This is a genomic window from Bacillus sp. PAMC26543, from assembly GCF_014250375.1.
Lineage (GTDB): Bacteria > Bacillota > Bacilli > Bacillales > Bacillaceae > Bacillus > Bacillus halotolerans.
The window spans coordinates 1880952-1906406 of sequence record NZ_CP060193.1; the positions used below are offsets into that span (position 1 = coordinate 1880952).

Annotated in this window: 29 protein-coding genes; 28 read left to right on the forward strand and 1 reads right to left on the reverse strand. The window is 43.6% G+C overall.

From position 1 onward, the window contains the following. The first annotated feature begins 4 nt into the window (after positions 1 to 4). From mtrB to ypjB, 26 genes are all read left to right on the forward strand, one after another. Positions 5 to 232, forward strand: a complete 228-nt coding sequence (mtrB, locus tag H7F27_RS09670; protein WP_024121871.1) for a trp RNA-binding attenuation protein MtrB — start codon at positions 5 to 7, stop codon at positions 230 to 232. Between the two features lie 165 nt (positions 233 to 397). Beyond that, entirely contained in the window at positions 398 to 1153 is a 756-nt protein-coding gene (gene hepS, locus H7F27_RS09675; protein WP_024121870.1) for a heptaprenyl diphosphate synthase component 1, read from the forward strand. Positions 1154 to 1158: 5 nt separating this feature from the next. Beyond that, positions 1159 to 1860 (forward strand): demethylmenaquinone methyltransferase, encoded by a 702-nt coding sequence (gene menG / locus H7F27_RS09680; RefSeq protein WP_024121869.1) that lies wholly within the window; start codon positions 1159 to 1161, stop codon positions 1858 to 1860. A 25-nt stretch (positions 1861 to 1885) separates the two neighbouring features. Continuing rightward, positions 1886 to 2848 carry a heptaprenyl diphosphate synthase component II gene (hepT, locus tag H7F27_RS09685; RefSeq protein WP_024121868.1) on the forward strand — a complete coding sequence of 321 codons (963 nt, stop codon included), beginning with the start codon at positions 1886 to 1888 and terminating at the stop codon, positions 2846 to 2848. Between the two features lie 115 nt (positions 2849 to 2963). Further along, positions 2964 to 3413, forward strand: coding sequence for a nucleoside-diphosphate kinase (ndk, locus tag H7F27_RS09690; RefSeq protein WP_081638330.1), 450 nt, complete (start codon positions 2964 to 2966; stop codon positions 3411 to 3413). 233 nt (positions 3414 to 3646) lie between these two features. Beyond that, complete coding sequence (cheR, locus tag H7F27_RS09695) at positions 3647 to 4417, forward strand: protein-glutamate O-methyltransferase CheR (RefSeq protein WP_185848871.1); 771 nt, start codon at positions 3647 to 3649, stop codon at positions 4415 to 4417. A gap of 74 nt (positions 4418 to 4491) precedes the next feature. Then, on the forward strand, positions 4492 to 5664 hold the full coding sequence (gene aroC, locus H7F27_RS09700) for a chorismate synthase (RefSeq protein WP_024121865.1): 1173 nt from the start codon (positions 4492 to 4494) through the stop codon (positions 5662 to 5664). Then, positions 5664 to 6752 (forward strand): 3-dehydroquinate synthase, encoded by a 1089-nt coding sequence (aroB, locus tag H7F27_RS09705; RefSeq protein WP_024121864.1) that lies wholly within the window; start codon positions 5664 to 5666, stop codon positions 6750 to 6752. The genes aroC and aroB overlap by 1 nt, the downstream gene beginning before the upstream one ends. After that, positions 6749 to 7132 carry a chorismate mutase gene (aroH, locus tag H7F27_RS09710; RefSeq protein WP_024121863.1) on the forward strand — a complete coding sequence of 128 codons (384 nt, stop codon included), beginning with the start codon at positions 6749 to 6751 and terminating at the stop codon, positions 7130 to 7132. Before aroB ends, aroH begins: the two co-directional genes overlap by 4 nt. 217 nt (positions 7133 to 7349) lie before the next feature. Continuing rightward, a complete protein-coding gene (trpE, locus tag H7F27_RS09715; protein WP_101860364.1) occupies positions 7350 to 8897 on the forward strand; it encodes an anthranilate synthase component I in 1548 nt (515 codons plus the stop codon). Then, a complete protein-coding gene (gene trpD / locus H7F27_RS09720; protein ID WP_185848872.1) occupies positions 8869 to 9885 on the forward strand; it encodes an anthranilate phosphoribosyltransferase in 1017 nt (338 codons plus the stop codon). Before trpE ends, trpD begins: the two co-directional genes overlap by 29 nt. Further along, entirely contained in the window at positions 9878 to 10630 is a 753-nt protein-coding gene (gene trpC / locus H7F27_RS09725; RefSeq protein WP_185848873.1) for an indole-3-glycerol phosphate synthase TrpC, read from the forward strand. Before trpD ends, trpC begins: the two co-directional genes overlap by 8 nt. 4 nt (positions 10631 to 10634) lie before the next feature. Then, on the forward strand, positions 10635 to 11288 hold the full coding sequence (locus H7F27_RS09730) for a phosphoribosylanthranilate isomerase (protein ID WP_185848874.1): 654 nt from the start codon (positions 10635 to 10637) through the stop codon (positions 11286 to 11288). Beyond that, positions 11269 to 12471, forward strand: coding sequence for a tryptophan synthase subunit beta (gene trpB, locus H7F27_RS09735; protein ID WP_185848875.1), 1203 nt, complete (start codon positions 11269 to 11271; stop codon positions 12469 to 12471). Before H7F27_RS09730 ends, trpB begins: the two co-directional genes overlap by 20 nt. Then, on the forward strand, positions 12464 to 13267 hold the full coding sequence (gene trpA / locus H7F27_RS09740; protein ID WP_185848876.1) for a tryptophan synthase subunit alpha: 804 nt from the start codon (positions 12464 to 12466) through the stop codon (positions 13265 to 13267). Before trpB ends, trpA begins: the two co-directional genes overlap by 8 nt. Before the next feature lie 11 nt (positions 13268 to 13278). Further along, complete coding sequence (hisC, locus tag H7F27_RS09745; RefSeq protein ID WP_024121856.1) at positions 13279 to 14361, forward strand: histidinol-phosphate transaminase; 1083 nt, start codon at positions 13279 to 13281, stop codon at positions 14359 to 14361. A 48-nt stretch (positions 14362 to 14409) separates the two neighbouring features. Next, complete coding sequence (locus tag H7F27_RS09750) at positions 14410 to 15525, forward strand: prephenate dehydrogenase (protein WP_101864442.1); 1116 nt, start codon at positions 14410 to 14412, stop codon at positions 15523 to 15525. A 10-nt stretch (positions 15526 to 15535) separates the two neighbouring features. Further along, complete coding sequence (gene aroA / locus H7F27_RS09755) at positions 15536 to 16822, forward strand: 3-phosphoshikimate 1-carboxyvinyltransferase (protein WP_024121855.1); 1287 nt, start codon at positions 15536 to 15538, stop codon at positions 16820 to 16822. A gap of 349 nt (positions 16823 to 17171) precedes the next feature. Beyond that, positions 17172 to 18443, forward strand: a complete 1272-nt coding sequence (locus H7F27_RS09760) for a tetratricopeptide repeat protein (protein ID WP_103671821.1) — start codon at positions 17172 to 17174, stop codon at positions 18441 to 18443. Between the two features lie 69 nt (positions 18444 to 18512). After that, entirely contained in the window at positions 18513 to 19052 is a 540-nt protein-coding gene (locus H7F27_RS09765; protein WP_185848877.1) for a ReoY family proteolytic degradation factor, read from the forward strand. 58 nt (positions 19053 to 19110) lie between these two features. Further along, a complete protein-coding gene (locus tag H7F27_RS09770) occupies positions 19111 to 19557 on the forward strand; it encodes a YpiF family protein (protein ID WP_185848878.1) in 447 nt (148 codons plus the stop codon). Positions 19558 to 19698: 141 nt separating this feature from the next. Then, positions 19699 to 20202, forward strand: coding sequence for a Rieske (2Fe-2S) protein (locus H7F27_RS09775; RefSeq protein ID WP_010334725.1), 504 nt, complete (start codon positions 19699 to 19701; stop codon positions 20200 to 20202). Position 20203: 1 nt separating this feature from the next. After that, on the forward strand, positions 20204 to 20878 hold the full coding sequence (gene qcrB / locus H7F27_RS09780) for a menaquinol-cytochrome c reductase cytochrome b subunit (protein ID WP_003225560.1): 675 nt from the start codon (positions 20204 to 20206) through the stop codon (positions 20876 to 20878). Positions 20879 to 20910: 32 nt separating this feature from the next. After that, entirely contained in the window at positions 20911 to 21678 is a 768-nt protein-coding gene (locus tag H7F27_RS09785; protein WP_010334724.1) for a menaquinol-cytochrome c reductase cytochrome b/c subunit, read from the forward strand. A gap of 110 nt (positions 21679 to 21788) precedes the next feature. Beyond that, entirely contained in the window at positions 21789 to 22382 is a 594-nt protein-coding gene (locus tag H7F27_RS09790) for a lipoprotein heptaprenylglyceryl N-acetyltransferase LhaT (protein ID WP_185848879.1), read from the forward strand. 68 nt (positions 22383 to 22450) lie between these two features. Further along, positions 22451 to 23245 (forward strand): sporulation protein YpjB, encoded by a 795-nt coding sequence (gene ypjB, locus H7F27_RS09795; protein ID WP_101860373.1) that lies wholly within the window; start codon positions 22451 to 22453, stop codon positions 23243 to 23245. Between the two features lie 43 nt (positions 23246 to 23288). Here the strand turns inward: ypjB and H7F27_RS09800 are convergent, their stop codons facing one another. After that, complete coding sequence (locus H7F27_RS09800; RefSeq protein ID WP_024121850.1) at positions 23289 to 24161, reverse strand: YitT family protein; 873 nt, start codon at positions 24159 to 24161, stop codon at positions 23289 to 23291. Positions 24162 to 24300: 139 nt separating this feature from the next. On the opposite strand from H7F27_RS09800, the gene H7F27_RS09805 reads away from it, so the two are divergent. Together H7F27_RS09805 and dapB are read left to right on the forward strand one after the other, a co-directional pair. Further along, positions 24301 to 24636 carry a nucleotide pyrophosphohydrolase gene (locus H7F27_RS09805; protein WP_095713174.1) on the forward strand — a complete coding sequence of 112 codons (336 nt, stop codon included), beginning with the start codon at positions 24301 to 24303 and terminating at the stop codon, positions 24634 to 24636. Between the two features lie 11 nt (positions 24637 to 24647). Further along, entirely contained in the window at positions 24648 to 25451 is an 804-nt protein-coding gene (dapB, locus tag H7F27_RS09810) for a 4-hydroxy-tetrahydrodipicolinate reductase (RefSeq protein ID WP_095713173.1), read from the forward strand. Positions 25452 to 25455 lie beyond the last annotated feature (4 nt).

A 25455-nucleotide genomic window follows, 5' to 3' on the forward strand; every position in this document is an offset into this window, starting at 1 on the left:
ATAAATGAACGAAAAGCATTCAAGCGATTTTGTCGTCATTAAAGCAATTGAGGATGGAGTGAATGTGATCGGCCTGACAAGGGGAACGGACACAAAGTTTCACCATTCCGAAAAACTCGACAAGGGAGAAGTGATCATTGCTCAGTTTACAGAGCATACTTCTGCCATTAAAGTCAGAGGAGAGGCGCTCATTCAAACCGCATACGGAGAAATGAAAAGCGAAAAAAAATAAGCTGGCTGTCCCCGCTGTTTTAAAGCAAATGCTCGCAAACAGCGGGAGGATACAGCCAATTTGTTTTTTTTATGCTATAATGATACCTGCGTAATCTTATGACAAAATAAAACTCATACATATGATTTAGAAATAAATGTGAATTTGGGGACAAGGGTGATATTTTTGCAAGACATCTACGGAACTTTAGCCAATCTGAACACGAAAATAAAACAAAAGCTGTCTCATCCTTATTTAGCGAAGCATATTTCTGCGCCTAAGATCGATGAGGATAAGCTTCTTCTTTTTCATGCATTATTTGAGGAAGCCGACATAAAAAACAATGACAGAGAAAATTATATTGTAACAGCGATGCTTGTACAAAGCGCCCTTGATACCCATGATGAAGTAACGACAGCCAGAGTCATAAAACGAGACGAAAACAAGAACCGTCAATTGACTGTTCTTGCAGGCGATTATTTCAGCGGACTGTACTATTCATTACTATCTGAAATGAAGGATATCTACATGATTAGAACGCTCGCTACAGCAATTAAAGAAATTAATGAACATAAAATTCGTCTGTATGACCGATCTGTAAAGGACGAACACCATTTTTTCGAAAGTGTCGGCATCGTTGAATCAGCTCTATTCCATCGGGTGTCTGAACATTTCAATCTCCCGCGCTGGAAGAAGCTATCGAGTGATTTTTTTGTATATAAGCGGCTTATGACCGGAAATGATACATTTTTAGATGTGATCGGCAGTGTTATACAGCTGGGGAAAACAAAAGAAGAGATGCTGGAAGAGTGTTTTAAGAAAGCAAAGAACAGCATTGAGTCACTTCTGCCTCTAAGCTCACCTATTCAGCAAATTTTATTAAACCGCCTGAAGACAATCAGCCAAGACCAAACTTATCATCAGAAAGTGGAAGAAGGGTAACCATTATGCAGGACTCAAAAGAACAGCGCGTACACGGAGTATTTGAAAAAATATATAAAAACTACGACCAAATGAACTCTGTCATCAGTTTTCAGCAGCACAAAAAATGGCGTGATAAAACGATGCGCATCATGGGTGTAAAAGAAGGCGCCAAAGCTCTTGATGTTTGCTGCGGAACAGCTGACTGGACGATTGCTCTTGCAAAAGCAGCCGGTAAAACCGGTGAAATAAAGGGTTTGGATTTCAGCGAAAACATGCTGAGCGTCGGCAAACAGAAAGTAAAAGACGGCGGTTTCAGTCAAATCGAACTGCTGCACGGAAATGCAATGGAGCTCCCTTTTGATGATAATACATTTGATTTTGTAACAATTGGCTTCGGACTGCGTAATGTGCCGGATTATTTGACCGTACTGAAAGAAATGAGACGTGTGGTGAAGCCTGGCGGACAAGTAGTATGCCTGGAAACCTCACAGCCTGAAATGTTTGGATTTAGACAGGCTTATTTTATGTACTTTAAGTATATTATGCCGTTTTTCGGGAAGCTGTTTGCGAAAAGCTATAAAGAATACTCGTGGCTCCAAGAGTCAGCCAGAGAATTCCCTGGTATGAAGGAACTGGCAGGCCTGTTTGAAGAGGCGGGTCTGAAAAATGTCAAGTATCATTCGTTTACTGGCGGAGTTGCTGCCACGCATATCGGATGGAAATGAAAACACAGATGTTTGGGTGAATGATATGAAATTTAAAATGGCCTACTCTTTTTTAAATGACGATATTGATGTAATTGAAAGGGAGCTTGAACAAACCGTACGCTCCGATTATCCGCTTTTGAGCGAGGCGGGTCTTCATCTATTGCAGGCAGGAGGCAAACGGATTCGGCCTGTCTTCGTTCTGCTTTCCGGCATGTTTGGCGATTACGATATCAATAAGATTAAATATGTCGCTGTCACTCTGGAAATGATTCATATGGCATCGTTGGTTCATGATGATGTCATTGACGATGCGGAGCTTCGCCGGGGAAAGCCGACGATCAAGGCCAAATGGGATAACCGAATTGCGATGTATACAGGCGATTATATGCTTGCCGGATCTCTTGAAATGATGACGAGAATTAATGAACCGAAAGCTCATCGGATCTTGTCGCAGACCATTGTTGAAGTGTGTCTTGGAGAGATTGAACAAATCAAAGACAAATACAACATGGAACAGAATCTCAGAACGTACCTGCGGCGCATAAAGAGAAAAACGGCGCTTCTTATCGCTGTCAGCTGCCAGCTGGGGGCTATTGCTTCCGGAGCTGAAGAAAAGATTCATAAGGCGCTCTACTGGTTTGGATATTATGTCGGCATGTCTTATCAAATCATTGATGATATTCTTGATTTTACTTCAACTGAAGAAGAACTGGGTAAACCGGTTGGAGGCGATTTGCTTCAAGGAAATGTTACATTGCCTGTCCTATATGCATTAAAAAATCCAGCTTTAAAGAATCAGCTTAAATTAATTAACAGCGAGACGACACAAGAACAGCTTGCGCCCATTATTGAAGAAATCAAAAAGACAGATGCAATTGAAGCATCGATGGCAGTGAGCGAGATGTATCTGCAAAAAGCTTTCCAAAAACTTAACACGCTTCCGAGAGGGCGTGCGCGTTCTTCTCTTGCAGCCATCGCAAAATATATCGGCAAAAGAAAATTTTAATTTTTTGTAGATATTAAGAAATTTCTCCGCCCCGGATTGATTAATTATCTGAAAGATGTTACGATTTCGGTGTGCAATGTGAAAGCCTATACATACATATGATGGGGTGGAGAATGTGATGGAAAAGACTTTTATCATGGTGAAACCGGACGGTGTCCAACGGCAGCTGATCGGGGAAATTTTATCTAGATTCGAACGTAAGGGCTTACAATTAGCTGGCGCAAAGCTGATGAGAGTAACTGAACAAATGGCTGAGAAACACTATGCCGAACATCAAGGAAAGCCTTTCTTTGGAGAACTTGTTGAGTTTATTACTTCCGGACCAGTTTTTGCGATGGTGTGGGAAGGCGAAAATGTCGTTGAAGTGACCAGGCAGCTGATTGGAAAAACAAACCCTAAAGAAGCATTGCCAGGCACCATTCGCGGGGATTTCGGCATGTTTGTCGGAAAAAATATTATCCACGGCTCTGATTCTCTGGAAAGCGCTGAGCGTGAGATTAATATTTTCTTTAAGGATGAAGAGTTAGTATCATATCAACAACTCATGACAGGCTGGATCTATTAATCATTGTTGAAAAAGCCGAGAGAAGAGCCGGCATCTGCACTCCGCCGGTTCCGGCTTTTTTGTAAAGGTTTACATTGACTTGAATATATGGCTAAAACGGCAGGGGATCCACCACTGTCTTTACCAATCATCTGAAATCAGCTGAAAAGCTGATTTTTTTATTTGAAACAATACAATTTCCTGATAAAACAAGCTATACTAGGACAAAAGACAGCGAGACTGGGAGAGAAGAGATGGATACATACAGCGTATTTACAACCAAATGGAAGCAATTAACCGGAGTTGATTTAACTTTATATAAAGAAGCGCAAATGAAGAGAAGGCTGACATCTCTTTATGAGAAAAAAGGTTTTCAAAGCTTTAAAGATTTTGCAGCGGCACTAGAAAAGGATCAGACGCTTTTAAATGAAACATTGGACAGAATGACGATTAATGTTTCAGAATTTTATCGAAATTATAAAAGATGGGAAGTTCTTGAAACAGCTATTTTGCCTTTAATCAAACATTCAAAGCCTTTAAAAATATGGAGCGCGGCATGCTCTACAGGGGAGGAGCCTTATACGCTCGCAATGATTTTAGATCAGCAGAAAGGGCTCCCAGGCTATCAGATTTTGGCGACTGATATAGATGATAAGGCACTGGAAAAAGCGAAAAAAGGCGTGTATCAGGAGCGGTCTTTGCAAGAAGTGCCGTCTTCTGTGAAGGATCGTTATTTTACTCAAAACGCTGATAAGAGCTATGAAGTGAAACATGACATAAAGAAGAACATTAGGTTTCAAAAACATAATCTGCTTGCGGATCGCTACGAGCAAGACTTTGATTTGATTGTGTGCCGCAATGTTTTTATTTATTTTACAGAAAACGCAAAGGAAGAGCTGTACTTAAAAATGGCGCATAGCTTAAAAAAGAATGGGGTTCTCTTTGTCGGCAGCACAGAGCAGATCTTCAATCCGGAGAAATTCGGCCTTTCTCCTGCGGATACATTCTTTTATCAAAAAAGATAGACTGACTTTTTGCTGAAAAATATGTTATAGTAGTTTTACTTAAAAGCGTTAATGCGATGAAGGGAGAAGAAGTCATGAGATATTTAACAGCCGGTGAATCACACGGCCCCCAATTGACAACCATTATTGAAGGTGTGCCTGCGGGGCTTTACATAACTGAGGAAGATATCAACTTTGAGCTTGGCAGACGCCAGAAAGGCCATGGCCGCGGGCGCCGCATGCAGATCGAAAAGGATCAGGCGAAAATTATGAGCGGGGTGCGCCATGCCCGCACTCTCGGTTCACCAATCGCGCTTGTCGTAGAAAATAACGATTGGAAACACTGGACTAAAATTATGGGTGCGGCTCCGATTACTGAAGAAGAAGAAAAGGAAATGAAACGCCAAATTTCCAGACCGAGACCGGGACACGCAGATTTAAACGGTGCGATTAAATATAACCACCGCGATATGAGAAATGTGCTTGAGCGCTCTTCAGCTCGTGAAACGACCGTAAGAGTGGCGGCAGGCGCTGTCGCTAAAAAGATCCTTTCTGAGCTTGGTATTAAGGTAGCGGGCCACGTATTACAGATTGGGGCAGTTAAGGCTGAAAAAACGGATTATACTTCAATTGATGACTTGAAGCGTGTGACTGAAGAGTCTCCGGTCAGATGCTACGATGAAGAAGCAGGCAAAAAAATGATGGATGCCATTGACGAAGCGAAGGCAAACGGAGATTCCATCGGCGGAATTGTGGAAGTGATTGTTGAAGGAATGCCGGTGGGCGTGGGCAGCTACGTTCATTATGACCGTAAACTGGACAGCAAGCTTGCTGCGGCAGTACTGTCTATTAATGCATTTAAAGGTGTTGAATTCGGCATCGGTTTTGAAGCGGCCGGAAGAAACGGAAGCGAGGTTCATGACGAGATCATTTGGGACGAAGAAAAAGGATATACGCGTGCTACGAACAGACTTGGCGGATTGGAAGGCGGCATGACGACAGGAATGCCAATCGTTGTCCGCGGAGTCATGAAGCCGATTCCGACATTATATAAACCGCTGAAAAGTGTGGATATTGAAACGAAAGAACCATTTTCTGCCAGCATTGAACGTTCAGACAGCTGCGCAGTGCCAGCAGCAAGTGTAGTGGCGGAAGCTGCTGTTGCATGGGAAATTGCTAACGCTGTTGTTGAACAATTCGGCTTAGACCAAATTGACCGCATTAGAGAAAACGTGGAGAATATGAGAAAACTGTCGAGGGAATTTTAATGAGAACACTGCATGTTCAAACCGCTTCCTCTTCGTATCCTGTATTTATCGGACAAGGAATCAGAAAAAAGGCTTGTGAACTATTAACCTCGCTAAACAGGCCATTAACACGCATTATGCTTGTTACCGATGAAGAAGTGAATCGCCTGTACGGTGATGAAATGCTTCACCTGCTGGAAGAAAAATGGCCTGTGAAAAAAGTGACGGTGCCGAGCGGAGAGCAGGCGAAATCAATGGATATGTACACGAAGCTGCAGAGTGAAGCGATTCGATTTCATATGGATCGCTCCTCATGCATCATCGCTTTTGGAGGCGGTGTTGTAGGAGATCTTGCTGGATTTGTGGCTGCCACTTTTATGCGCGGCATTGATTTCATTCAAATGCCTACAACGCTTTTGGCGCATGACAGCGCGGTCGGAGGAAAAGTAGCGGTGAATCATCCGCTTGGAAAAAATCTGATCGGCGCATTTTATCAGCCCAAAGCCGTGCTTTACGATACGGACTTTCTCCGTTCCCTACCGGAAAAAGAGCTTCGGTCCGGGATGGCAGAAGTGATTAAGCATGCTTTTATTTATGACAGAGAATTCCTGAAAGATCTGCTGGACATTCACTCATTGAACGATATCACCAGTGAGCAGCTGAATGACATGATTTTTAAAGGTATTTCGATTAAAGCGTCTGTCGTTCATCAGGATGAAAAGGAAGAAGGAATCAGAGCCTATCTTAACTTTGGGCATACGCTAGGACACGCAGTTGAGGCGGAGTATGGCTACGGACAGATCACCCACGGTGATGCGGTAGCACTCGGTATGCAGTTTGCTTTATATATAAGTGAACAGGAAGCCGGCTGTGAAATGGACAGAAATCGATTAGTCAGCTGGCTTAAGAATCTAGGCTATCCAAGCCGCATTAAAAAAGAAACGGCAACTTCCGTGCTTTTAGACCGTATGATGAATGATAAAAAAACCCGCGGCGGTATGATTCAATTCATCGTTCTCAAAGAATTAGGAAAAGTCGCCGACCATACGTTTTCAAGAGATGAACTTGAGAGCTGGCTGAACAAATGGCGAATGGAGGAGACATCATGATGATTCGTGGAATTCGCGGAGCAACTACAGTAGAAAAGGATACTGAAGAAGATATTTTACAAAAAACCAAACAGCTGTTAGAAAAAATGATAGAAGAAAACAAAACAAAGCCGGAAGATGTTGTTCAAATGCTTCTATCGGCGACGCCTGACCTGCACTCTGTTTTCCCGGCAAAAGCTGTCCGTGAGCTTTCTGGCTGGCAGTATGTGCCGGTGACATGTATGCAGGAAATGGATGTTACAGGCGGTCTGAAAAAATGTATAAGGGTCATGATGACTGTTCAGACTGAAGTTCCTCAGAATCAAATCAGACATGTCTATTTAGAAAAAGCGGTTGTATTAAGACCCGATTTATCATTGACAAAAAATAATGAATTGTAATACGATTAGAACAGCTTAGAAATACACAAGAGTGTGTATAAAGCTTAGTGAATGAGTTGAGTTAGAGAATAGGGTAGCAGAGAATGAGTGTAGTTGAGCTGAGACATGTATGTTTATTCTACCCAAAAGAAGCCTTTCTTTTGGGTTTATTTTGTTATATCTTGATTTTCCCTCTCATGCCTTCTTCTCATTCTCCTTGCCAAAAGGAGTGAGAGCAATGAATTTCCAATCAAACATTTCTGCATTTTTAGAGGACAGTATGTCCTACCGCACCATACCGATTGTGGAGACATTCACAGTTGACACACTGACACCTATCCAAATGATCGAGCAGCTGGACAGGAAGATCACTTACCTTCTTGAAAGCAAGGATGACACATCAAATTGGTCCAGATATTCGTTCATCGGCCTTCAGCCATTTCTAACGATCAAAGAACAGCAAAATGATTTTACTGCTCAAGATGAGAATGGACGATCCCTTTACACTGGAAAAGAATTAAAAGAGGTTCTGGATTGGATGAATGCAGCATACAAAATCAAAACGCCAGAGCTTGCCATTCCCTTTGTAGGCGGAGCTGTCGGGTATTTAAGCTATGACATGATCCCGATGATTGAACCTTCTGTTCCTCGCCACAGGAAGGAAACGGAATTTGAAAAGTGTATGCTGTTTGTTTGCAGCACATTAATTGCTTATGATCATGAAACAAAAAACGTCCATTTTATTCAGTATGCTAGATTGAATGGACAAGAAACTGAAGCTGAAAAAATTGCTGTGTTCAATAAAAATCACCGAGAGCTACAAGGCCTCATTGATAAGATGATGGATCAAAAAAACATAAAAGAACTGTTTCTTTCATCTGAGTCATATAAGACACCAGGTTTCGATTCAGTATCTTCAAATTACGAAAAATCTGCGTTTATGGCAGATGTAGAAAAGATCAAAGAATATATAAAAGCAGGTGACATCTTTCAAGGTGTCCTGTCACAAAAATTTGAGATTCCGATAACAGCAGATTCCTTCGAATTGTACAGAGTGCTGCGAATCGTCAATCCTTCGCCGTATATGTATTATATAAAACTCCCGGACAGAGAGATTGTCGGCAGCTCTCCGGAACGGTTAATCCACGTTCAAGACGGGCATTTGGAAATCCATCCGATTGCCGGAACAAGAAAAAGAGGCGCAGACAAAGAGGAAGATGAAAAACTCAAAATTGAGCTGATGAAAGATGAAAAAGAAAAAGCGGAGCATTATATGCTCGTTGATCTAGCTCGAAACGATATCGGCAGAGTGGCAGAGTATGGATCGGTTGCTGTGCCGGAGTTCACAAAGATCGTCTCATTTTCACATGTTATGCACATCATTTCAGTCGTCACAGGGAGGTTGAAAGAGGGAGTTCACCCTGTTGATGCGCTAATGTCGGCTTTTCCTGCGGGAACTTTAACCGGGGCCCCAAAAATCCGTGCCATGCAGCTTTTAAATGAATTGGAGCCGACACCGAGAGAGACATACGGCGGCTGCATCGCCTACATCGGATTTGACGGGAATATCGACTCCTGTATTACGATCCGCACCATGAGCGTAAAAAACGGTGTCGCATCCATACAGGCTGGAGCAGGTATTGTTGCTGATTCTGTGCCGGAAGCCGAATATGAAGAAAGCTGCAACAAAGCGGGCGCACTGCTGAAAACCATTCATATTGCTGAAGACATGTTTCGTAGCAAGGGGGATGAAGCCGATGAACCAATTTCTGCAAACGTGCGTTGACGGTAAGACACTTACTGCTGTTGAAGCGGAAGCGCTTATGAATATGATGATGACAGCAGAAATGACTCCTTCTGAAATGGGCGGTATATTGTCTATCCTGGCTCATCGGGGCGAAACTGCAGAAGAGCTGGCGGGCTTTGTGAAGGCCATGCGGACACATGCCCTTACGGTAGACGGACTTCATGATGTGGTTGACACATGCGGTACAGGCGGTGACGGCATCTCTACCTTTAATATTTCAACGGCATCGGCAATCGTTGCTTCAGCAGCAGGAGCTAAAATTGCTAAGCACGGCAATCGCTCCGTATCCTCTAAAAGCGGAAGCGCCGATGTTCTAGAAGAGCTTGGGATACCAATCCAAACCACACCTGAAGAAGTCAGAATCAGCATTGAAACAAATAACATGGGATTTCTCTTTGCGCCGCTTTATCATTCGTCCATGAAACATGTAGCGGGTACAAGAAAAGAGCTCGGATTCAGAACGATTTTTAATCTGCTCGGACCGCTCAGCAATCCTTTGCGGGCGAAGCGTCAGGTGATCGGTGTCTATTCTGCTGAAAAAGCGGGATTGATGGCAAGCGCACTGGAAATGTTCCAGCCGAAGCATGTACTATTCGCAGCAAGCCGTGACGGTTTAGATGAGCTTTCGGTTACATCACCGACCGATGTGATTGAAATAAAGGATGGAGAGCGCCGGGAATATACTGTTTCACCCGAAGACTTCGGCTTCAAAAATGGCAGACTTGAAGATATACAGGTGCAGTCACCGACAGAAAGCGCTCATCTGATTCAGAATATTTTTGAAAATAAAAGCAGCAAATCGGCTTTATATATTACAGCCTTTAATGCCGGCGCTGCGATATACACGGCGGGTATTGCTGAAACACTGAAAGAAGGAACAGAGCTTGCGTTAGAAACAATTGCAAGCGGAGGTGCCGCAGCGCAGCTCAATAGACTGAAACAGAAAGAGGGAGAGATCTATGCTTGAAAACATAATCAATCAAAAAAAAGAAGAAGTCAAAACTCTCATCCTGCCAGAAGAGCAGCCTTTTGAAAAACGGTCTTTTAAAGAGGCGCTGGCTAACCCGAACCGTTTTATCGGATCGATAGCCGAAGTCAAAAAAGCGTCGCCGTCAAAAGGACTCATTAAAGAAGATTTTGTTCCGGAGCGGATTGCAAAAGACTATGAAGCTGCGCATGCAGACGCGCTTTCTGTTTTAACTGACTTTCCGTTTTTCCAAGGGAAAAACAGTTATTTATCAGACATAAAGCGTGCTGTTTCGATTCCGGTGCTGAGAAAAGATTTTATTATCGATTCTATTCAAGTGGAGGAATCAAAGAGAATTGGAGCAGATGCCATATTGTTAATCGGAGAGGTGCTTGATCCTGTACAGCTTCACGAGTTGTATCTCGAAGCAGGGGAAAAGGAAATGGACGTGTTAGTGGAGGTTCATGATCAAACGACGCTGGAACAAATAGTGAAGGTATTCACCCCTGATATTCTCGGTATTAATAATCGAAACTTAAAAACGTTTGAAACTTCGCTTGAACAGACGAAACAGATTGCATCCCTAGTTCCGAAAGAATGCTTGCTTGTCAGTGAAAGCGGCATTGGTTCTTTAGAACATTTAACATTTGTCAAAGAACATGGAGCACAAGCTGTTCTAATCGGAGAGTCATTGATGAGACAGCATTCACAGCAAAAAGCAATCCATGCTTTGTATGGGGAGTGAGGTTGTGAAAAAACCGGCATTAAAGTATTGCGGTATACGGTCACTGCAGGACCTGCGGCTTGCAGCGGATTCACAGGCAGATTATCTGGGTTTTATTTTTGCTGACAGTAAACGAAAAGTATCTCCGGCAGATGTGAGAAAGTGGCTGAGCCAAGTTCGTACCGAGAAACAGATTGCAGGCGTTTTTGTGAATGAATCGCTGGGAACGATTGCCCGTATAGCAGGCGATTTGCAGCTTGACGTCATTCAGCTTCATGGTGATGAGACTCCAAAGGATGCTGAAGTCCTCCGTCTGCTGACAAATTGTGAAATATGGAGGGCGCTCCATCATAACAGCACAGCAATTCAGGACTTGGACCGCTTTAACGGTTCTGTAGACGGTTTTGTGATTGACTCATCTGTAAAAGGGGCAAGAGGCGGGACTGGAGTGGCTTTTGCTTGGGAGTGTGTGCCTGAATATCAGCAGAAAGCTGAACAAACGGGGAAACGGTGTTTCATCGCAGGCGGTGTGAATCCCGACACAATCGCAGACTTATTGAAATGGAAACCGGGCGGAGTCGATCTTGCCAGCGGAATAGAAAAGAACGGGCAAAAAGATGACAAACTGATTAGGCTCTTAGAAGAAAGGATGAACCGATATGTATCCATATCCGAATGAAATAGGCAGATACGGCGATTTTGGCGGGAAATTTGTTCCGGAAACTCTTATGCAGCCGTTAGAAGAAATTGAAACAACATTTAAGGAAATAAAGGATGATCCTGTTTTTAGGGGAGAATATCATAAGCTGTTAGCTGAATATTCCGGCAGGCCGACCGCATTAACATATGCCGATCGAGTCACAGAGCATTTAGGCGGCGCTAAAATTTATTTGAAAAGAGAAGATTTAAACCATACAGGTTCCCATAAAATCAACAATGCTTTAGGCCAGGCATTGCTTGCAAAAAAAATGGGCAAAACGAAAATCATTGCAGAAACAGGTGCCGGACAGCATGGAGTAGCCGCCGCCACAGTTGCTGCAAAGTTTGGTTTTTCCTGCATTGTATTTATGGGTGAAGAGGATGTCGCCCGCCAGTCTCTGAACGTATTCCGAATGAAGCTTCTTGGAGCAGAGGTTGTGCCGGTCACAAGCGGAAACGGGACACTGAAGGATGCGACAAATGAGGCTATCCGCTATTGGGTTCAGCATTGTGAGGATCATTTTTACATGATCGGATCGGTTGTCGGACCGCACCCTTACCCGCAAATTGTCCGGGAATTTCAAAAAATGATCGGAGAGGAAGCGAAGGATCAGCTGAAAGACATTGAGGGAACACTGCCTGATAAAGTCGTTGCCTGCGTAGGCGGCGGAAGTAATGCGATAGGCATGTTTCAGGCATTTTTAGACGAAGATGTTGAACTGATCGGTGCTGAAGCGGCAGGAAAAGGAATTGACACTCCGCTTCATGCCGCTACCATTACGAAAGGAACTGTCGGTGTGATTCACGGTTCACTCACTTACCTCATTCAAGACGAGTACGGTCAAATTATTGAGCCTTATTCAATTTCAGCAGGACTTGACTATCCGGGAATTGGTCCGGAGCACGCTTATTTGCATAAAAGCGGCCGTGTCACATACGATAGCATAACTGATGAAGAAGCAGTAGATGCGTTAAAACTATTGTCAGAAAAAGAAGGGATTTTACCAGCGATCGAATCTGCTCATGCATTAGCGAAGGCATTTAAAATCGCAAAAGAGATGGGGCGGGATCAAACTATCCTTGTCTGTTTATCAGGAAGAGGAGATAAGGATGTCAACACATTAATGAACGTATTGGAAGATGAGGTGAAAGCGCATGTTTAAAGTAGACCTGCAGCAGTCGGGAAAGTTGTTTATCCCGTTTATTACAGCGGGTGATCCGTTGCCGGAAGTTTCAGTCGAACTGGCTAAGTCTCTTCAAAAAGCGGGTGCCACGGCACTTGAGATCGGTGTAGCATATTCAGATCCGCTGGCAGACGGTCCGGTGATTCAGCGGGCTTCAAAACGGGCGCTTGAGAACGGGATGAATATTGTAAAAGCGATTGAATTAGGCGGAGAAATGAAAAAAAATGATGTCAATATTCCCATTATCCTCTTTACGTATTATAATCCTGTGTTACAATTGAACAAAGAATACTTTTTCGCTTTACTGCGGGAAAATCATATAGACGGCCTGCTTGTTCCGGACCTGCCTTTAGAAGAGAGCGCCAGCCTTCAAGCGGAATGCAAAACCCATGAGGTAACGTATATTTCTTTAGTTGCACCGACAAGCGAAAGCCGTTTGAAAACGATTATTGAACAAGCCGAGGGCTTCGTCTACTGTGTATCTTCGTTAGGTGTGACCGGTGTCCGAAATGAGTTCAATTCATCAGCTTATCCATTTATCCGGACAGTGAAGAATCTCAGTTCTGTGCCGGTTGCTGTAGGGTTTGGTATTTCCAGCCGCGAGCAGGTGGTCAAGATGAATGAAATCTGTGACGGTGTCGTAGTGGGAAGTGCGCTCGTCAAAAAGATAGAAGAATTAAAGGAACGGCTCATCAGCACTGAGACGAGAGATCGTGCAGTGCAAGAGTTTGAAGATTACGCGAAGACGTTTGGCGGTTTGTACAGTTTAAAATGAGGTGACTGGATTTGCGTATCAAAGAACATTTAAAACAACTGAAGCCTTATCAGCCGGGTAAACCGATTGAAGCAGTAAAAGCAGAATATGGCTTGGATAAAGTCGTGAAGCTTGCATCAAACGAAAATCCGTACGGCTGTTCGGAAGCTGCAAAAGAGGCACTTCATCATGAAATTCAACAGCTTGCGCTTTATCCCGATGGATATAGCGCCGCTTTGCGGACAAGGCTCAGTGAGCACCTCAATGTGAGCGAAACATCACTTATTTTCGGCAATGGTTCAGATGAAATCATCCAAATTATATGCCGGGCTTTTTTAAACGACAAAACAAACACGATTGCAGCAGCACCGACTTTTCCGCAATATAAGCATAATGCGGTGATTGAAGGCGCTGAAGTTCGTGAAATTGCCCTTCGTTCTGACGGCTCTCATGATTTAGACGCGATGCTTGAAGCGATTGACGAACAGACTCAAGTCGTTTGGATTTGCAGCCCGAACAACCCGACTGGCACTTATACAGCTGAAGGAGAATTGATTTCATTTCTGGAACGTGTTCCTTCTCGTGTCCTCGTTGTTCTTGATGAAGCATATTATGAATATGTAACAGCTGAGGATTACCCGGAAAGCATACCGCTTTTGAATACGTATTCTAACTTGATGATATTGCGTACGTTTTCAAAGGCATACGGTCTGGCGGCGCTTAGAGTCGGATACGGTATTGCTGACGAAAAATTGATCCGCCAAATAGAGCCGGCAAGAGAGCCGTTTAACACCAGCCGTCTTGGCCAGGCTGCAGCGATTGCAGCGCTTGACGATCAAGAATTTATCGCTTCTTGCATCGAGAAAAATCAAGCAGGCCTTCAGCAGTATTATGATTTTGCGGAAACACACGGATTAAAATGCTACCCTTCACAGACAAACTTTGTTTTAATAGATTTTAACCGCCCGTCTGATGAATTGTTTCAGGCATTGCTGCAAAAAGGTTATATTGTCCGATCAGGAAATGCATTAGGGTTCCCGACTTCACTCCGGATTACGATCGGCACGAAAGAGCAAAACGAGGAAATTCTCGCAACTTTAGCTGAAATTTTATAAGAGGTGGTCAAGAATCACCTCTTTAGTCTATGAACCAGGTGATGACGAATGAATCAAATCAAAGATACAATATTGCTCGCCGGTCTCGGATTGATAGGCGGTTCTATTGCGTTAGCCATCAAAAAAAAACATCCGGAAAAACGCATTATTGGGGTCGATATCTCAGATGAGCAGGTAGTGGCTGCGTTAAAATTAGGTGTGATAGACGAGAGTGCTGATTCGTTTATTGACGGCGCGAAAAAAGCTGCAACCGTTATTATTGCAACACCTGTTGCGCAAACGCTGCTTATGCTTGAAGAGCTGGCCCATTCAGAAATTAAGCATCCGCTTTTGATTACTGACGTAGGAAGCACAAAGCAAAAAGTGGTTCATTACGCCGATCAAGTGCTGCCTGCCGGCTACCAATTTGTCGGAGGGCATCCGATGGCGGGCTCGCATAAATCAGGAGTTGCCGCTGCAAAGGAATTTCTGTTTGAAAATGCTTTTTATATTTTAACCCCGGGCCGTAAAACGGACAGACAAGCGGTCAATCAGTTAAAACATTTGCTGCAAGGGACGAATGCCCAATTTGTAGAAATGTCGCCTGAAGAGCATGATGGCGTAACAAGCGTGATCAGTCATTTTCCGCATATTGTTGCAGCCAGTCTTGTGCATCAGACCCATCACTCGGAAGAGCTTTATCCGCTTGTGAAGCGGTTTGCTGCCGGCGGTTTTCGGGATATTACCCGGATTGCATCAAGCAGTCCTGCAATGTGGCGTGATATTCTGTTACATAATAAAGATAAGATTTTAGATCGTTTTGATGAGTGGACTCGTGAGATTGAAACGATCCGGACATATGTAGAGCATGGAGATGCGGAAAAACTATTCAATTATTTTAAAACGGCAAAGGACTACCGTGATGGACTGCCTCTCCGCCAGAAGGGCGCAATACCGGCATTTTATGATTTATACGTAGACGTGCCGGATCATCCTGGTGTGATTTCCGAGATAACGGCTATACTTGCTGCGGAACGCATCAGTATAACGAATATCCGCATTATTGAAACGAGAGAAGATATTAACGGGATTTTAAGGATCAGTTTTCAATCCGATGATGACCGCAAACGGGCCGAACAGTGCATAGAAGCCCGGGCAGAATACGAAACTTTTTATGCTGATTGAGGTGGAAACAATGAAAAGAGAAAAGGTGCAGGCGTTAAACGGCGAAATACATATTCCCGGTGATAAATCTATTTCTCACCGCTCTGTTATGTTTGGCGCGCTTGCGAAAGGCACAACAACTGTTAAAAATTTTCTGCCGGGAGCAGACTGTCTGAGCACCATCGATTGCTTTAGTAAGATGGGTGTTCAAATTGAGCGAAACGGCAGTGATGTAGTCATTCACGGGAAAGGGATGGATTCCCTGCGAGAACCAGAAAGTCTGTTAGACGTCGGTAATTCAGGCACAACGATTCGTCTGATGCTCGGAATCCTTGCGGGCCGCCCTTTTTACAGCGCGGTAGCTGGGGATGAAAGCATTGCGAAACGCCCAATGAAGCGTGTAACAGAGCCTCTGAAACAAATGGGCGCTAAAATTGACGGCAGAGCCGGCGGGGAATTTACACCGCTGTCAGTAAGCGGCGGTACATTAAAAGGCATTGACTATGTATCACCTGTGGCCAGCGCGCAAATTAAATCAGCTGTTCTGCTTGCCGGGTTGCAGGCTGAGGGAACTACCACTGTCACCGAGCCTCATAAATCCAGAGATCATACTGAACGGATGCTGTCGGCTTTCGGAGTGAAACTGGCAGAGGACAAGACAAGCGTTTCCATAAAAGGCGGACAGCAGCTTACGGCTGCAGATATTTTTGTTCCCGGAGATATTTCTTCAGCCGCGTTTTTCCTTGCAGCTGGCGCAATGATTCCAAACAGCAGAATTGTACTGAAAAACGTGGGGTTAAATCCGACTCGGACCGGTGTCATCGATGTGCTTCAAAACATGGGGGCAAAGCTTGAAATCATACCATCTGTTGATGAAAGCGCAGAGCCTTATGGAGATTTGATCATTGAAACGTCATCTCTTAAAGCGGTTGAAATTGGCGGAGATATTATTCCGCGTTTGATTGATGAGATTCCTATTATTGCCCTTCTTGCGACTCAGGCGGAGGGAACAACAGTTATTAAGGATGCCGCAGAGCTTAAAGTGAAAGAAACGAATCGTATCGACACAGTTGTTTCAGAGCTTCGAAAGCTCGGTGCTGAGATTGAACCGACTGAAGACGGAATGAAGGTATACGGCAAACAAACTCTCAAAGGCGGCGCGAAAGTATCCAGTCATGGAGATCATCGGATCGGGATGATGCTAGGCATAGCTTCCTGTTTAACAGAAGAGCCGGTTGAGATCGGACAGACAGACGCCATTCATGTGTCATATCCAAACTTTTTTGATCATTTAAATAAGCTTTCAAACAAATCCTGAAGTTTATGCTTCAGGATTTGTTGTGTGAGCGTTTATCAGTCATAAACTGAAGGGGAAAAACATAGCCTGTCTTATAAAGGAATATAAAAACTAAAAAAGAGGGAGGGGTGCTTTACTTACAAGTCGGCAGGTCAAGGGCTGCTTTACTGTAATAGAGGGCTATCTTCCTTTTTTTATTTGCTATCGCAGGATCTTTTGATAAACTAATAAGACTCAGAAATTCCTTGACGTACAGTGTAAGCATCTTATTTGCCGAGGGCTTTCCTCTGAATTATGATAAGGTTAACCCGAACAAATAAGACTTTTATGTATGATTGATGTTGTTAGGAAAAGAAAGGACCGGTCCGATTTGAATACATTAATTCAAGAAGCCATAAAATTAGTTGAAGCAGGAGAAACAGAAAAGGGACTCAACACCCTCTCGAAGGCCGAAAAACAGCTTCATGATGAAGATAAAGCCATCGCAGCACAGCTTTATTACGAGTGGGGAAATGTAGAGAAAGCGATCTCACTGATCAGTGATTTGCATGATTTATATCCGAATGAAACAGAACTGACGAATTTTTATGCTGAACTTTTAATAGATATTGACGAAGAAGAAAAAGCGCTGGCTGTGCTGGAAACGATCCCGGAATCAGACCCATCATATCCGGAAAGCCTGCTGCTCATGGCTGATCTTTATCAGATGCAGGGGCTGTTCGAAGTAAGTGAGCAAAAGCTTTTACAGGCAAAGTCTATTCTTGAAAATGAACCAATCATTGATTTTGCGCTAGGCGAGCTTTACTTTACTCAAGGAGCCTATGCAAAAGCTGTTCAATATTTTAAAAGAACGGCTGGGGAGCAGAGTGAGATCGGAGGCGTTAATGTCCACCAAAGACTGGCGGAATCGCTAAGTGCATCAGGAGATTTTGAGGAGGCCATTCCGTGGTATGAAAAAGCTGTAGATGAGAATCCTGACCCTAATACAATTTTCGGCTATGGATTTACAGCCTCGCAGGCGGGACTGATCAAAACGGCTATTAAACAGCTGTCCGATTTAAAGGAGCTTGATCCATCCTATTCATCACTTTATATGCCGCTTTCAAAGAGCTATGAGGCTGAAGGGATGTATGAAGAGGCATTAAAAACGGCAAAAGAGGGTATCAGGTATGATGAATATAACAAAGAACTTTTCCTCTATGCCGCAAAGATGGCGTTAAAAATCGGGAAGTCAGAAGAAGGGAAAAAACTTCTTCAGGAAGCGCTTGCTCTTGATCCTGGTTTTGTCGAAGCACTTCATACTCTCCTTGCTGTGTATCATAAGGAAGAGGATTTTGAGCAAATTATTGATCTGATTCAAGAGGTGCGGGGCTACGGGGAAGAAGATCCGAAATACAATTGGTATCTGGCCAGCGCTTACACCGAATTAGAGCAGTATGAACAAGCAAAACAATCCTTTGAAGCAGCTTTTCTTCACTATCGTGATGACAGAGATTTCTTATACGAATACGCAACCTTTTTATTAGAAGAAGGCCTCCAACAAGAAGCGCTGCCGCTATTGAAAAAGGTACTCGAAATAGACGGAGCCAATGAAGAGTTGGAAGAAATAATCTTGCGGATCGAGGATGAATTTTCGAGATAAGCAGGAAATTTAACCGCTTATGTGGAACATATAAGTATAGATTATACGAACGATAGAGGAGGGAATTACATGCAGACCCCTGTTTCTGTCAATGAGAAAAAGGATTTTATCCGTTGGTTTTTAAACCATTATCAGCTAAAGCGCAGAGAGTGCGTATGGATCTTGAACTATTTAATGAGCCACGATTCTTTAATGGAAAAGGTTCATTTTGTAGAGCAGGCAGAATTTTGCCCTAGAGGCATTATAATGTCAACACATTGTGTTGAAGAAGTTCCGTTTCGGTTTTATAAAGAGAGTGTTATGACAACCGACGCGGAAAAATCTTTTCATGATATTAGATTAAATAAACAGCAGGATTTGTTTATCCAGCTTAATTTCCGTTCAGCCTACAGTTCTCCTGAGTATGCGGCGGTGCTGGAGTCCAACCCTCACATTCCGAAAGATCTGTTTGAAAACAAAAAAGATCAGGGGCTGGCTGAACAAATCCTGGAGCACGCCATTTCTACATTCCAAAGAGAAAAATTATTAAAAGACATTGACGATGCGCTCGATCGTCACGATAAAGAAGCATTTGAACAATTATCGCGCCAATTGAATCAGCTCACATAACATGACCAGCCTTGCAGTGTAATGCAAGGCTTGTTGTCGTAAAAAGGGGAGAACGATGATGAGGTGGAAAATGCCTGATGCTAAGGACTATTTACAATCTAAAGATTACATTGATACCGCTGTCATACCATTAATTAACATAAAAATGGGGAGCCAATTAAAAATAGCAGCTGAAAGAGGCGAATTTACGCAGCTTCTAGCTGATGAATTGGAAAGGCAGTTAAAAGGACGGGTATATTTATTGCCTGCTTATACATATGTTGATAGAAATGAAAATACCGTTCAAGGGCTGAAAGATTTACAGGAGGAGGTCAAATCAGATTTTCAGCATGTTGTACTGCTGACAGCTGATGATCATTGGAGTTGCGAAGAGTCATTGGGGAAGATAATTGTTGCGCCTTCTGTTCCGTTAGAGCACTTAAATGACTCCATAAAAAGAAAAATGTTAGATGAACGCACAGCTGAAATTTTGAACGTTTTGTTACAGTTGTGGAACGCTTCGTAAAAACACTTACATTTCCTTATAAACAATATTTTGGCTATATTGACCTTGCTGAGAGATTCATATATTATGAGGGTGTCTAGAGTTATGAAATATTTTCTATTTTAGTCAGTTTGCAGGGTTGACCTTGAGGGGGGAGAAGAGATGGGCGGAAGACATGATATATCGAGACGTCAATTTTTAAATTATACGCTTACAGGCGTAGGGGGGTTTATGGCGGCTAGTATGCTCATGCCTATGGTTCGCTTTGCACTCGACCCGGTATTAAAATCGACAGGAAAGCAGGACATGGTTCAGGTTGTCAGCGTAGATGAGCTGACAAAAGAGCCGCAACGCTTTGATTTCAAAATTAATCAAGTCGATGCCTGGTATGAGTCGGAAGAATCGAGATCAGCTTGGGTTTTCAAAAATGGGGATGAGATTGTAGCACTTTCACCAATTTGTAAGCATTTGGGGTGTACGGTGAACTGGAACAGCGATCCTAAAAATCCGAATAAATTTTTCTGTCCTTGCCACTACGGACTCTATGAAAAAGACGGCACCAATGTCCCGGGCACGCCGCCGCTTGCGCCTCTTGATCATTACGAGCAAGAAGTTAAAGACGGCTTCCTGTATCTTGGAAAAGCAAAGCCTAAGGGGGAAGGGTGACATGCTGAACAAAATTTATGACTGGGTAGATGAACGGCTTGATATTACACCGATGTGGAGGGATATTGCCGATCACGAAGTACCGGAACATGTGAATCCCGCTCATCATTTCTCTGCGTTTGTGTACTGCTTTGGGGGACTGACGTTTTTTGTAACCGTTATCCAAGTGTTGTCTGGGATGTTTTTAACGATGTACTATGTGCCTGATATTAAAAATGCCTGGGAATCGGTATATTATTTGCAAAATGAAGTTGCATTCGGCCAGATTGTCAGGGGAATGCACCATTGGGGCGCCAGCTTGGTCATTGTGATGATGTTTTTACATACGCTGAGGGTCTTTTTCCAAGGGGCGTATAAAAAGCCGCGGGAACTGAATTGGATAGTCGGTGTGTTAATCTTTTTTGTCATGCTTGGGCTTGGGTTTACAGGCTACTTGCTACCTTGGGATATGAAGGCTCTGTTTGCCACAAAAGTCGGGCTGCAGATCGCTGAAGCCACTCCTTTGATCGGGACGCAAGTCAAAACACTCCTGGCAGGGCATCCGGATATTGTAGGCGCCCAAACGCTGACTAGGTTTTTTGCGATCCATGTATTCTTTCTTCCTGCCGCCTTGTTTGGATTGATGGCCGCACACTTTATTATGATCCGCAAGCAGGGGATTTCAGGACCGCTTTAAACTTGATCTGCGAATAAAAGGGAGGGGATGACATGCACCGGGGCAAAGGGATGAAATTTGTAGGAGACTCAAGGATACCGGCTGAGAAAAAGCCGAATATACCGAAGGATTACTCAGAGTATCCCGGTAAAACAGAAGCCTTCTGGCCAAATTTCCTATTGAAGGAATGGATGGTCGGAGCTGTCTTTCTGATCGGTTTTCTTGTTTTGACGATTGTACACCAGCCGCCTTTGGAGCGGATGGCGGACCCGACGGATACAGGTTATATTCCGCTGCCGGACTGGTATTTTCTTTTCTTATATCAGCTTTTGAAATATGAATACGCCGCTGGGAGCTTTACGGTGGTCGGCGCTATGATTATGCCGGGGATTGCCTTTGGCGCTCTGCTTTTGGCACCATTTCTCGACAGGGGAACGGAAAGAAGGCCTTGGAAGCGTCCCGTGGCTGTCGGGATGATGCTCTTGGCTATTTCCGCGGCTGTATTTTTGACCTGGCAGTCCGTAGCTACTCACGACTGGGCAAAAGCGGAGGAGCAGGGGAAAATCACAAAAGAAGCGGATATCGATACCAGTGCCGAAGGATATAAAATTTTTCAGGAGCAGGGCTGTATTTCATGTCACGGGGATAATCTTCAAGGCGGAGCGGCCGGGCCTTCATTGGTAGACACCGGACTGAAGCCGGAAGAAATCAAAAAGATCGCTGTTGAAGGAAAAGGCCAAATGCCGGCAGGTGTGTTCAAAGGAAATGATAAGCAGCTTGAAGAACTTGCGAAATTTATTTCCGAAACAACGGCAAAATAACGTATTGTGAATTGCGAAACGGAAGGATATACTTTTATTATCAAAAGCTGACCAGGCGTCAGCTTTTTTATATGGACACATTATTTTTACAGACTGAGAGTTGATTTGATGTGAAATGGTTTCAATATGTATTAGGACAGCGAACGATGCTTATTCTTGTCTTAGCGATCAATTTTCTGGGAACGGTTTACGGATACTATTGGTACTTGCCTCAGCTTTTGGAGACGCCGGCCCGTTTCCTCATCTTTGTTCCGGACAGCCCGACAGCAACGTTTTTCTTTTTGTTTGTGCTGCTGGCCTTTCTCATGAAGCGGAATGCTCCGCTTTTTGAAGCGCTTGCGTTAGTGACGCTCGTGAAATATGGCTTGTGGGCGGTCGCCATGAATCTTCTCGTATTGGCTGTAACGGGTGATTTGCCATGGGAAGGCTATATGCTGATTGCCTCGCATTTTGCAATGGCTGTCCAGGGGGTGCTGTACAGCCCGTATTTTCGATTTTCATTATGGCATCTTGTTATCGCTGCGGTCTGGACGCTTCATAATGATGTCATTGATTACCTGTTTGGGATGATGCCGCAATACTCCATGCTTTCTGAATATATGACTGACATAGGATACGGAACGTTTTGGCTGAGCATCTTTTCAATCGGACTTGCCTTCTATCTCGTCATTTCGAAAAAGCAAACAAAGCTTCAACTGACGTAAAGACAATCTTGGTCTATCCTTGTCCTTTCCTTCATATTCTGTAAGGAGAGAGAGTGGGAGGGACCTGCATGAAACGAAAGCTGACGATCTGTTTGTTGATTGCTCTTATTTTTTATAATGGGAATGCCAAGGCTGAAGAGCGGGGAAGCCTCAAGGAATTGAATGATTTATCCGATACGGTTTTTCAAATGACCCGCCAGTCGAAATATGAAGAGGCGCTGCAAGTCTTATCTTATTTTGAAAAAACATTAAAATCCGCTGAAAAACAGAAGCAAGACAGCATGTTAACTGGAGCCCAAATTCGCCAAATTACTTTGGGCTATAACGATATGGTACGGAGTTTAAAACAGGCTGATGCATCAGACACACAAAAGCTCAGAGCAGCCGCGCAGTTCAGAATGCTGATGGATGCTGTTGACAATCAGTCTGATCCCCTTTGGGGGTCACTGGAGAAGCCGATTATGGAGGTCTTTGCCGCACTCAAGCAGGATGTCCAAAAAAATGAAAGTACGAGCTTTCATGAAAAGTGGAACGAATTTATCAGCTTGTATGATTTGATTTATCCAAGTCTTACAATCGATATATCAGAAGATCAACTTGATACAGTCGGAAAACATATTGAAGTGATTGAGCAAGAGGGGTTTCAGCAAATGACCGAGAGTACGAAGCTTGAACGGCTTTCCCTACTCCAGAACGATCTGAAGAGTGTATTTGACAGGGTGGAAGAGGATGATGCAGATCCATCTTTGTTATGGGTGATGATCACTACAGGCGGTATCATCATTACTGCACTTACTTATGTCGGTTACAGAAAATACAGAGCGGAGAAAAAGAAACTAAAAAAGCGGGATTATCCAAAATGAGTAAGAGGGGCGGCGGCAGCCGCCTTTTGTTATCAAAAAAACATTAGCGCGGGAGCGGATTTTTATTTTCATCGAGTGTAAATCCTTCTCCAAGCACATCGTGGACATCGCTGACCGCGACAAAGGCATGAGGGTCAATAGAGTTAATCACACTTTTCAGCATGACCAGTTCGTTTTTGGGCACTACACAATACAGCACGTCTAGATCCTCTTTCGTGTAGGATCCCTGTCCTTTCAAAATGGTAACGCCCCGTTCCATTTCCTCAAGAATTTTCTTCTGAATCTGATCGTTTTTCGCAGAGATGATTGTTGCACCTTTAGCTGCGTATCCGCCTTCCTGAATAAAATCAATCAGTCTTGCCGCCACAAAAACGGCAACCAATGTGTACATGGCTTCTTTGTAAGAGAGATAGGTAAGCAATGATAAAATGATCACGCAAGCATCGAAAGCAAACATCGTTCGGCCCATTGGTATCCCAAAATACTTATTGACCAAACGGGCAATGATATCAACCCCGCCCGTCGTACCGCCGAACTTAAAAATAATGCCTAAGCCGGCTCCAATGAATACGCCGGCAAATAAAGCGGCAAGCGCAAGATCATGCTGAAGGGGCATATGTATTTCATATCGCTGAAAAATGCTGAGGAATAAAGACAGTGCTACAGTACCGATTAGGGTGTATACAAACATTGTCTTGCCCAGCAAACGCCAGCCGATAAAAAAGATCGGGATATTCAAAACCAGGTTTGAAATAGAAGGACTAATATGGAAAAGGGCATAAAGCAATAGTGTAATTCCCGTGAATCCACCCTCTGCCAGATTGTTTTGCATATTGAAATGAACCAGGCCAAATGAAAAAATTGCTGCACCGATTAAAATAAAAAATATGTTTTTTAATCTAATTTCTCCAAGCATCACACAAAACCCCTTTTCCTTCCATTAGATAGCGTTTATATTATAGTGGATGCAAAAGAAAACAGCAAACGTGCTTAAACATTTGTCAAACGTATCCGAATTAGCTAACATGTAAGAGGATGATAGGAGGTTTCGTGCAGTGAGTGATAAAACAATGAAAGATATACAGGCTGAGGTGGACCGCTACATCGGCCAATTTAAGGAAGGGTATTTCAGCCCGCTTGCCATGATGGCAAGATTAACCGAAGAACTGGGCGAGCTTGCAAGAGAAGTCAATCATCGTTTTGGAGAAAAACCAAAAAAAGCGACTGAAGATGATAAAAGCATGGAAGAGGAAATGGGCGATGTGCTGTTTGTATTGGTTTGTTTAGCCAACTCACTTGATATTTCATTAGAGGAAGCCCATGACCGAGTCATGCATAAATTTAATACAAGAGATAAAGACCGCTGGACTAGAAAAGAAGAAGGAAAGTAGAGGAGATCAAGATGTCAAACGAAACAATTAAAGTAGTCATTGCAGGACCGCGGGGAAGAATGGGGCAAGAAGCTGTTAAATTGGCGGAAAAAACACCTCATTTTGACCTAGTCGGAGCAGTTGACCATACATACGATCAGCACAAATTATCTGATGTGATGTCTGTTGAGTCTGATGCTCTTATTTACACAGATATCCATGCCTGCTTTACTGAAACAAAACCAGATGTATTGATTGATTTAACTACACCCGAAATCGGGAAAGTACATACAAAAGTTGCATTAGAACACGGTGTCCGCCCTGTAGTGGGTACGACCGGTTTCTCTGAAGCTGATTTGAAAGAACTTACATCTCTGACAGAAGAAAAAGGGATCGGGGCTATCATCGCTCCAAATTTTGCATTGGGTGCGGTACTCATGATGAAATTCTCAAAAATGGCTGCCAATTACTTCGATGATGTTGAGATTATTGAGCTTCACCATGATCAGAAGCTTGACGCGCCAAGCGGAACGGCTCTCAAAACCGCTGAAATGATTTCCGAGGTTCGAAAAGAAAAACAGCAAGGACATCCAGATGAAAAAGAAATCCTTCCAGGAGCAAGAGGTGCGGAGCTAAACGGAATCCGTCTGCACAGTGTTCGTCTTCCAGGGTTGATCGCCCATCAAGAAGTGATGTTCGGCATGGACGGCCAAACGCTGCAGATCCGTCACGATTCTTATAACCGTGCTTCCTTCATGTCCGGTGTAAAACTGTCTGTAGAACAAGTCATGAAGATTGATCAGCTTGTCTACGGATTGGAAAATATCATTGATTAGACAG

Excerpts from the sequence above, each read along its gene's own strand:
- mtrB (WP_024121871.1), top strand. The coding sequence starts at position 5 with ATGAACGAAAAGCATTCAAGCGATTTTGTCGTCATTAAAGCAATTGAG.
- trpC (WP_185848873.1), top strand. The coding sequence starts at position 9,878 with ATGCTTGAAAACATAATCAATCAAAAAAAAGAAGAAGTCAAAACTCTC.
- dapB (WP_095713173.1), top strand. The coding sequence starts at position 24,648 with ATGTCAAACGAAACAATTAAAGTAGTCATTGCAGGACCGCGGGGAAGA.
- H7F27_RS09775 (WP_010334725.1), top strand. The coding sequence starts at position 19,699 with ATGGGCGGAAGACATGATATATCGAGACGTCAATTTTTAAATTATACG.
- H7F27_RS09765 (WP_185848877.1), top strand. The coding sequence starts at position 18,513 with ATGCAGACCCCTGTTTCTGTCAATGAGAAAAAGGATTTTATCCGTTGG.
- hepT (WP_024121868.1), top strand. The coding sequence starts at position 1,886 with ATGAAATTTAAAATGGCCTACTCTTTTTTAAATGACGATATTGATGTA.
- trpA (WP_185848876.1), top strand. The coding sequence starts at position 12,464 with ATGTTTAAAGTAGACCTGCAGCAGTCGGGAAAGTTGTTTATCCCGTTT.
- H7F27_RS09750 (WP_101864442.1), top strand. The coding sequence starts at position 14,410 with ATGAATCAAATCAAAGATACAATATTGCTCGCCGGTCTCGGATTGATA.
- aroA (WP_024121855.1), top strand. The coding sequence starts at position 15,536 with ATGAAAAGAGAAAAGGTGCAGGCGTTAAACGGCGAAATACATATTCCC.
- H7F27_RS09800 (WP_024121850.1), bottom strand. The coding sequence starts at position 24,161 with ATGCTTGGAGAAATTAGATTAAAAAACATATTTTTTATTTTAATCGGT.
- trpE (WP_101860364.1), top strand. The coding sequence starts at position 7,350 with ATGAATTTCCAATCAAACATTTCTGCATTTTTAGAGGACAGTATGTCC.
- trpB (WP_185848875.1), top strand. The coding sequence starts at position 11,269 with ATGTATCCATATCCGAATGAAATAGGCAGATACGGCGATTTTGGCGGG.
- aroC (WP_024121865.1), top strand. The coding sequence starts at position 4,492 with ATGAGATATTTAACAGCCGGTGAATCACACGGCCCCCAATTGACAACC.
- trpD (WP_185848872.1), top strand. The coding sequence starts at position 8,869 with ATGAACCAATTTCTGCAAACGTGCGTTGACGGTAAGACACTTACTGCT.
- qcrB (WP_003225560.1), top strand. The coding sequence starts at position 20,204 with ATGCTGAACAAAATTTATGACTGGGTAGATGAACGGCTTGATATTACA.
- menG (WP_024121869.1), top strand. The coding sequence starts at position 1,159 with ATGCAGGACTCAAAAGAACAGCGCGTACACGGAGTATTTGAAAAAATA.
- aroB (WP_024121864.1), top strand. The coding sequence starts at position 5,664 with ATGAGAACACTGCATGTTCAAACCGCTTCCTCTTCGTATCCTGTATTT.
- H7F27_RS09770 (WP_185848878.1), top strand. The coding sequence starts at position 19,111 with ATGAGGTGGAAAATGCCTGATGCTAAGGACTATTTACAATCTAAAGAT.
- H7F27_RS09785 (WP_010334724.1), top strand. The coding sequence starts at position 20,911 with ATGCACCGGGGCAAAGGGATGAAATTTGTAGGAGACTCAAGGATACCG.
- ypjB (WP_101860373.1), top strand. The coding sequence starts at position 22,451 with ATGAAACGAAAGCTGACGATCTGTTTGTTGATTGCTCTTATTTTTTAT.
- aroH (WP_024121863.1), top strand. The coding sequence starts at position 6,749 with ATGATGATTCGTGGAATTCGCGGAGCAACTACAGTAGAAAAGGATACT.
- cheR (WP_185848871.1), top strand. The coding sequence starts at position 3,647 with ATGGATACATACAGCGTATTTACAACCAAATGGAAGCAATTAACCGGA.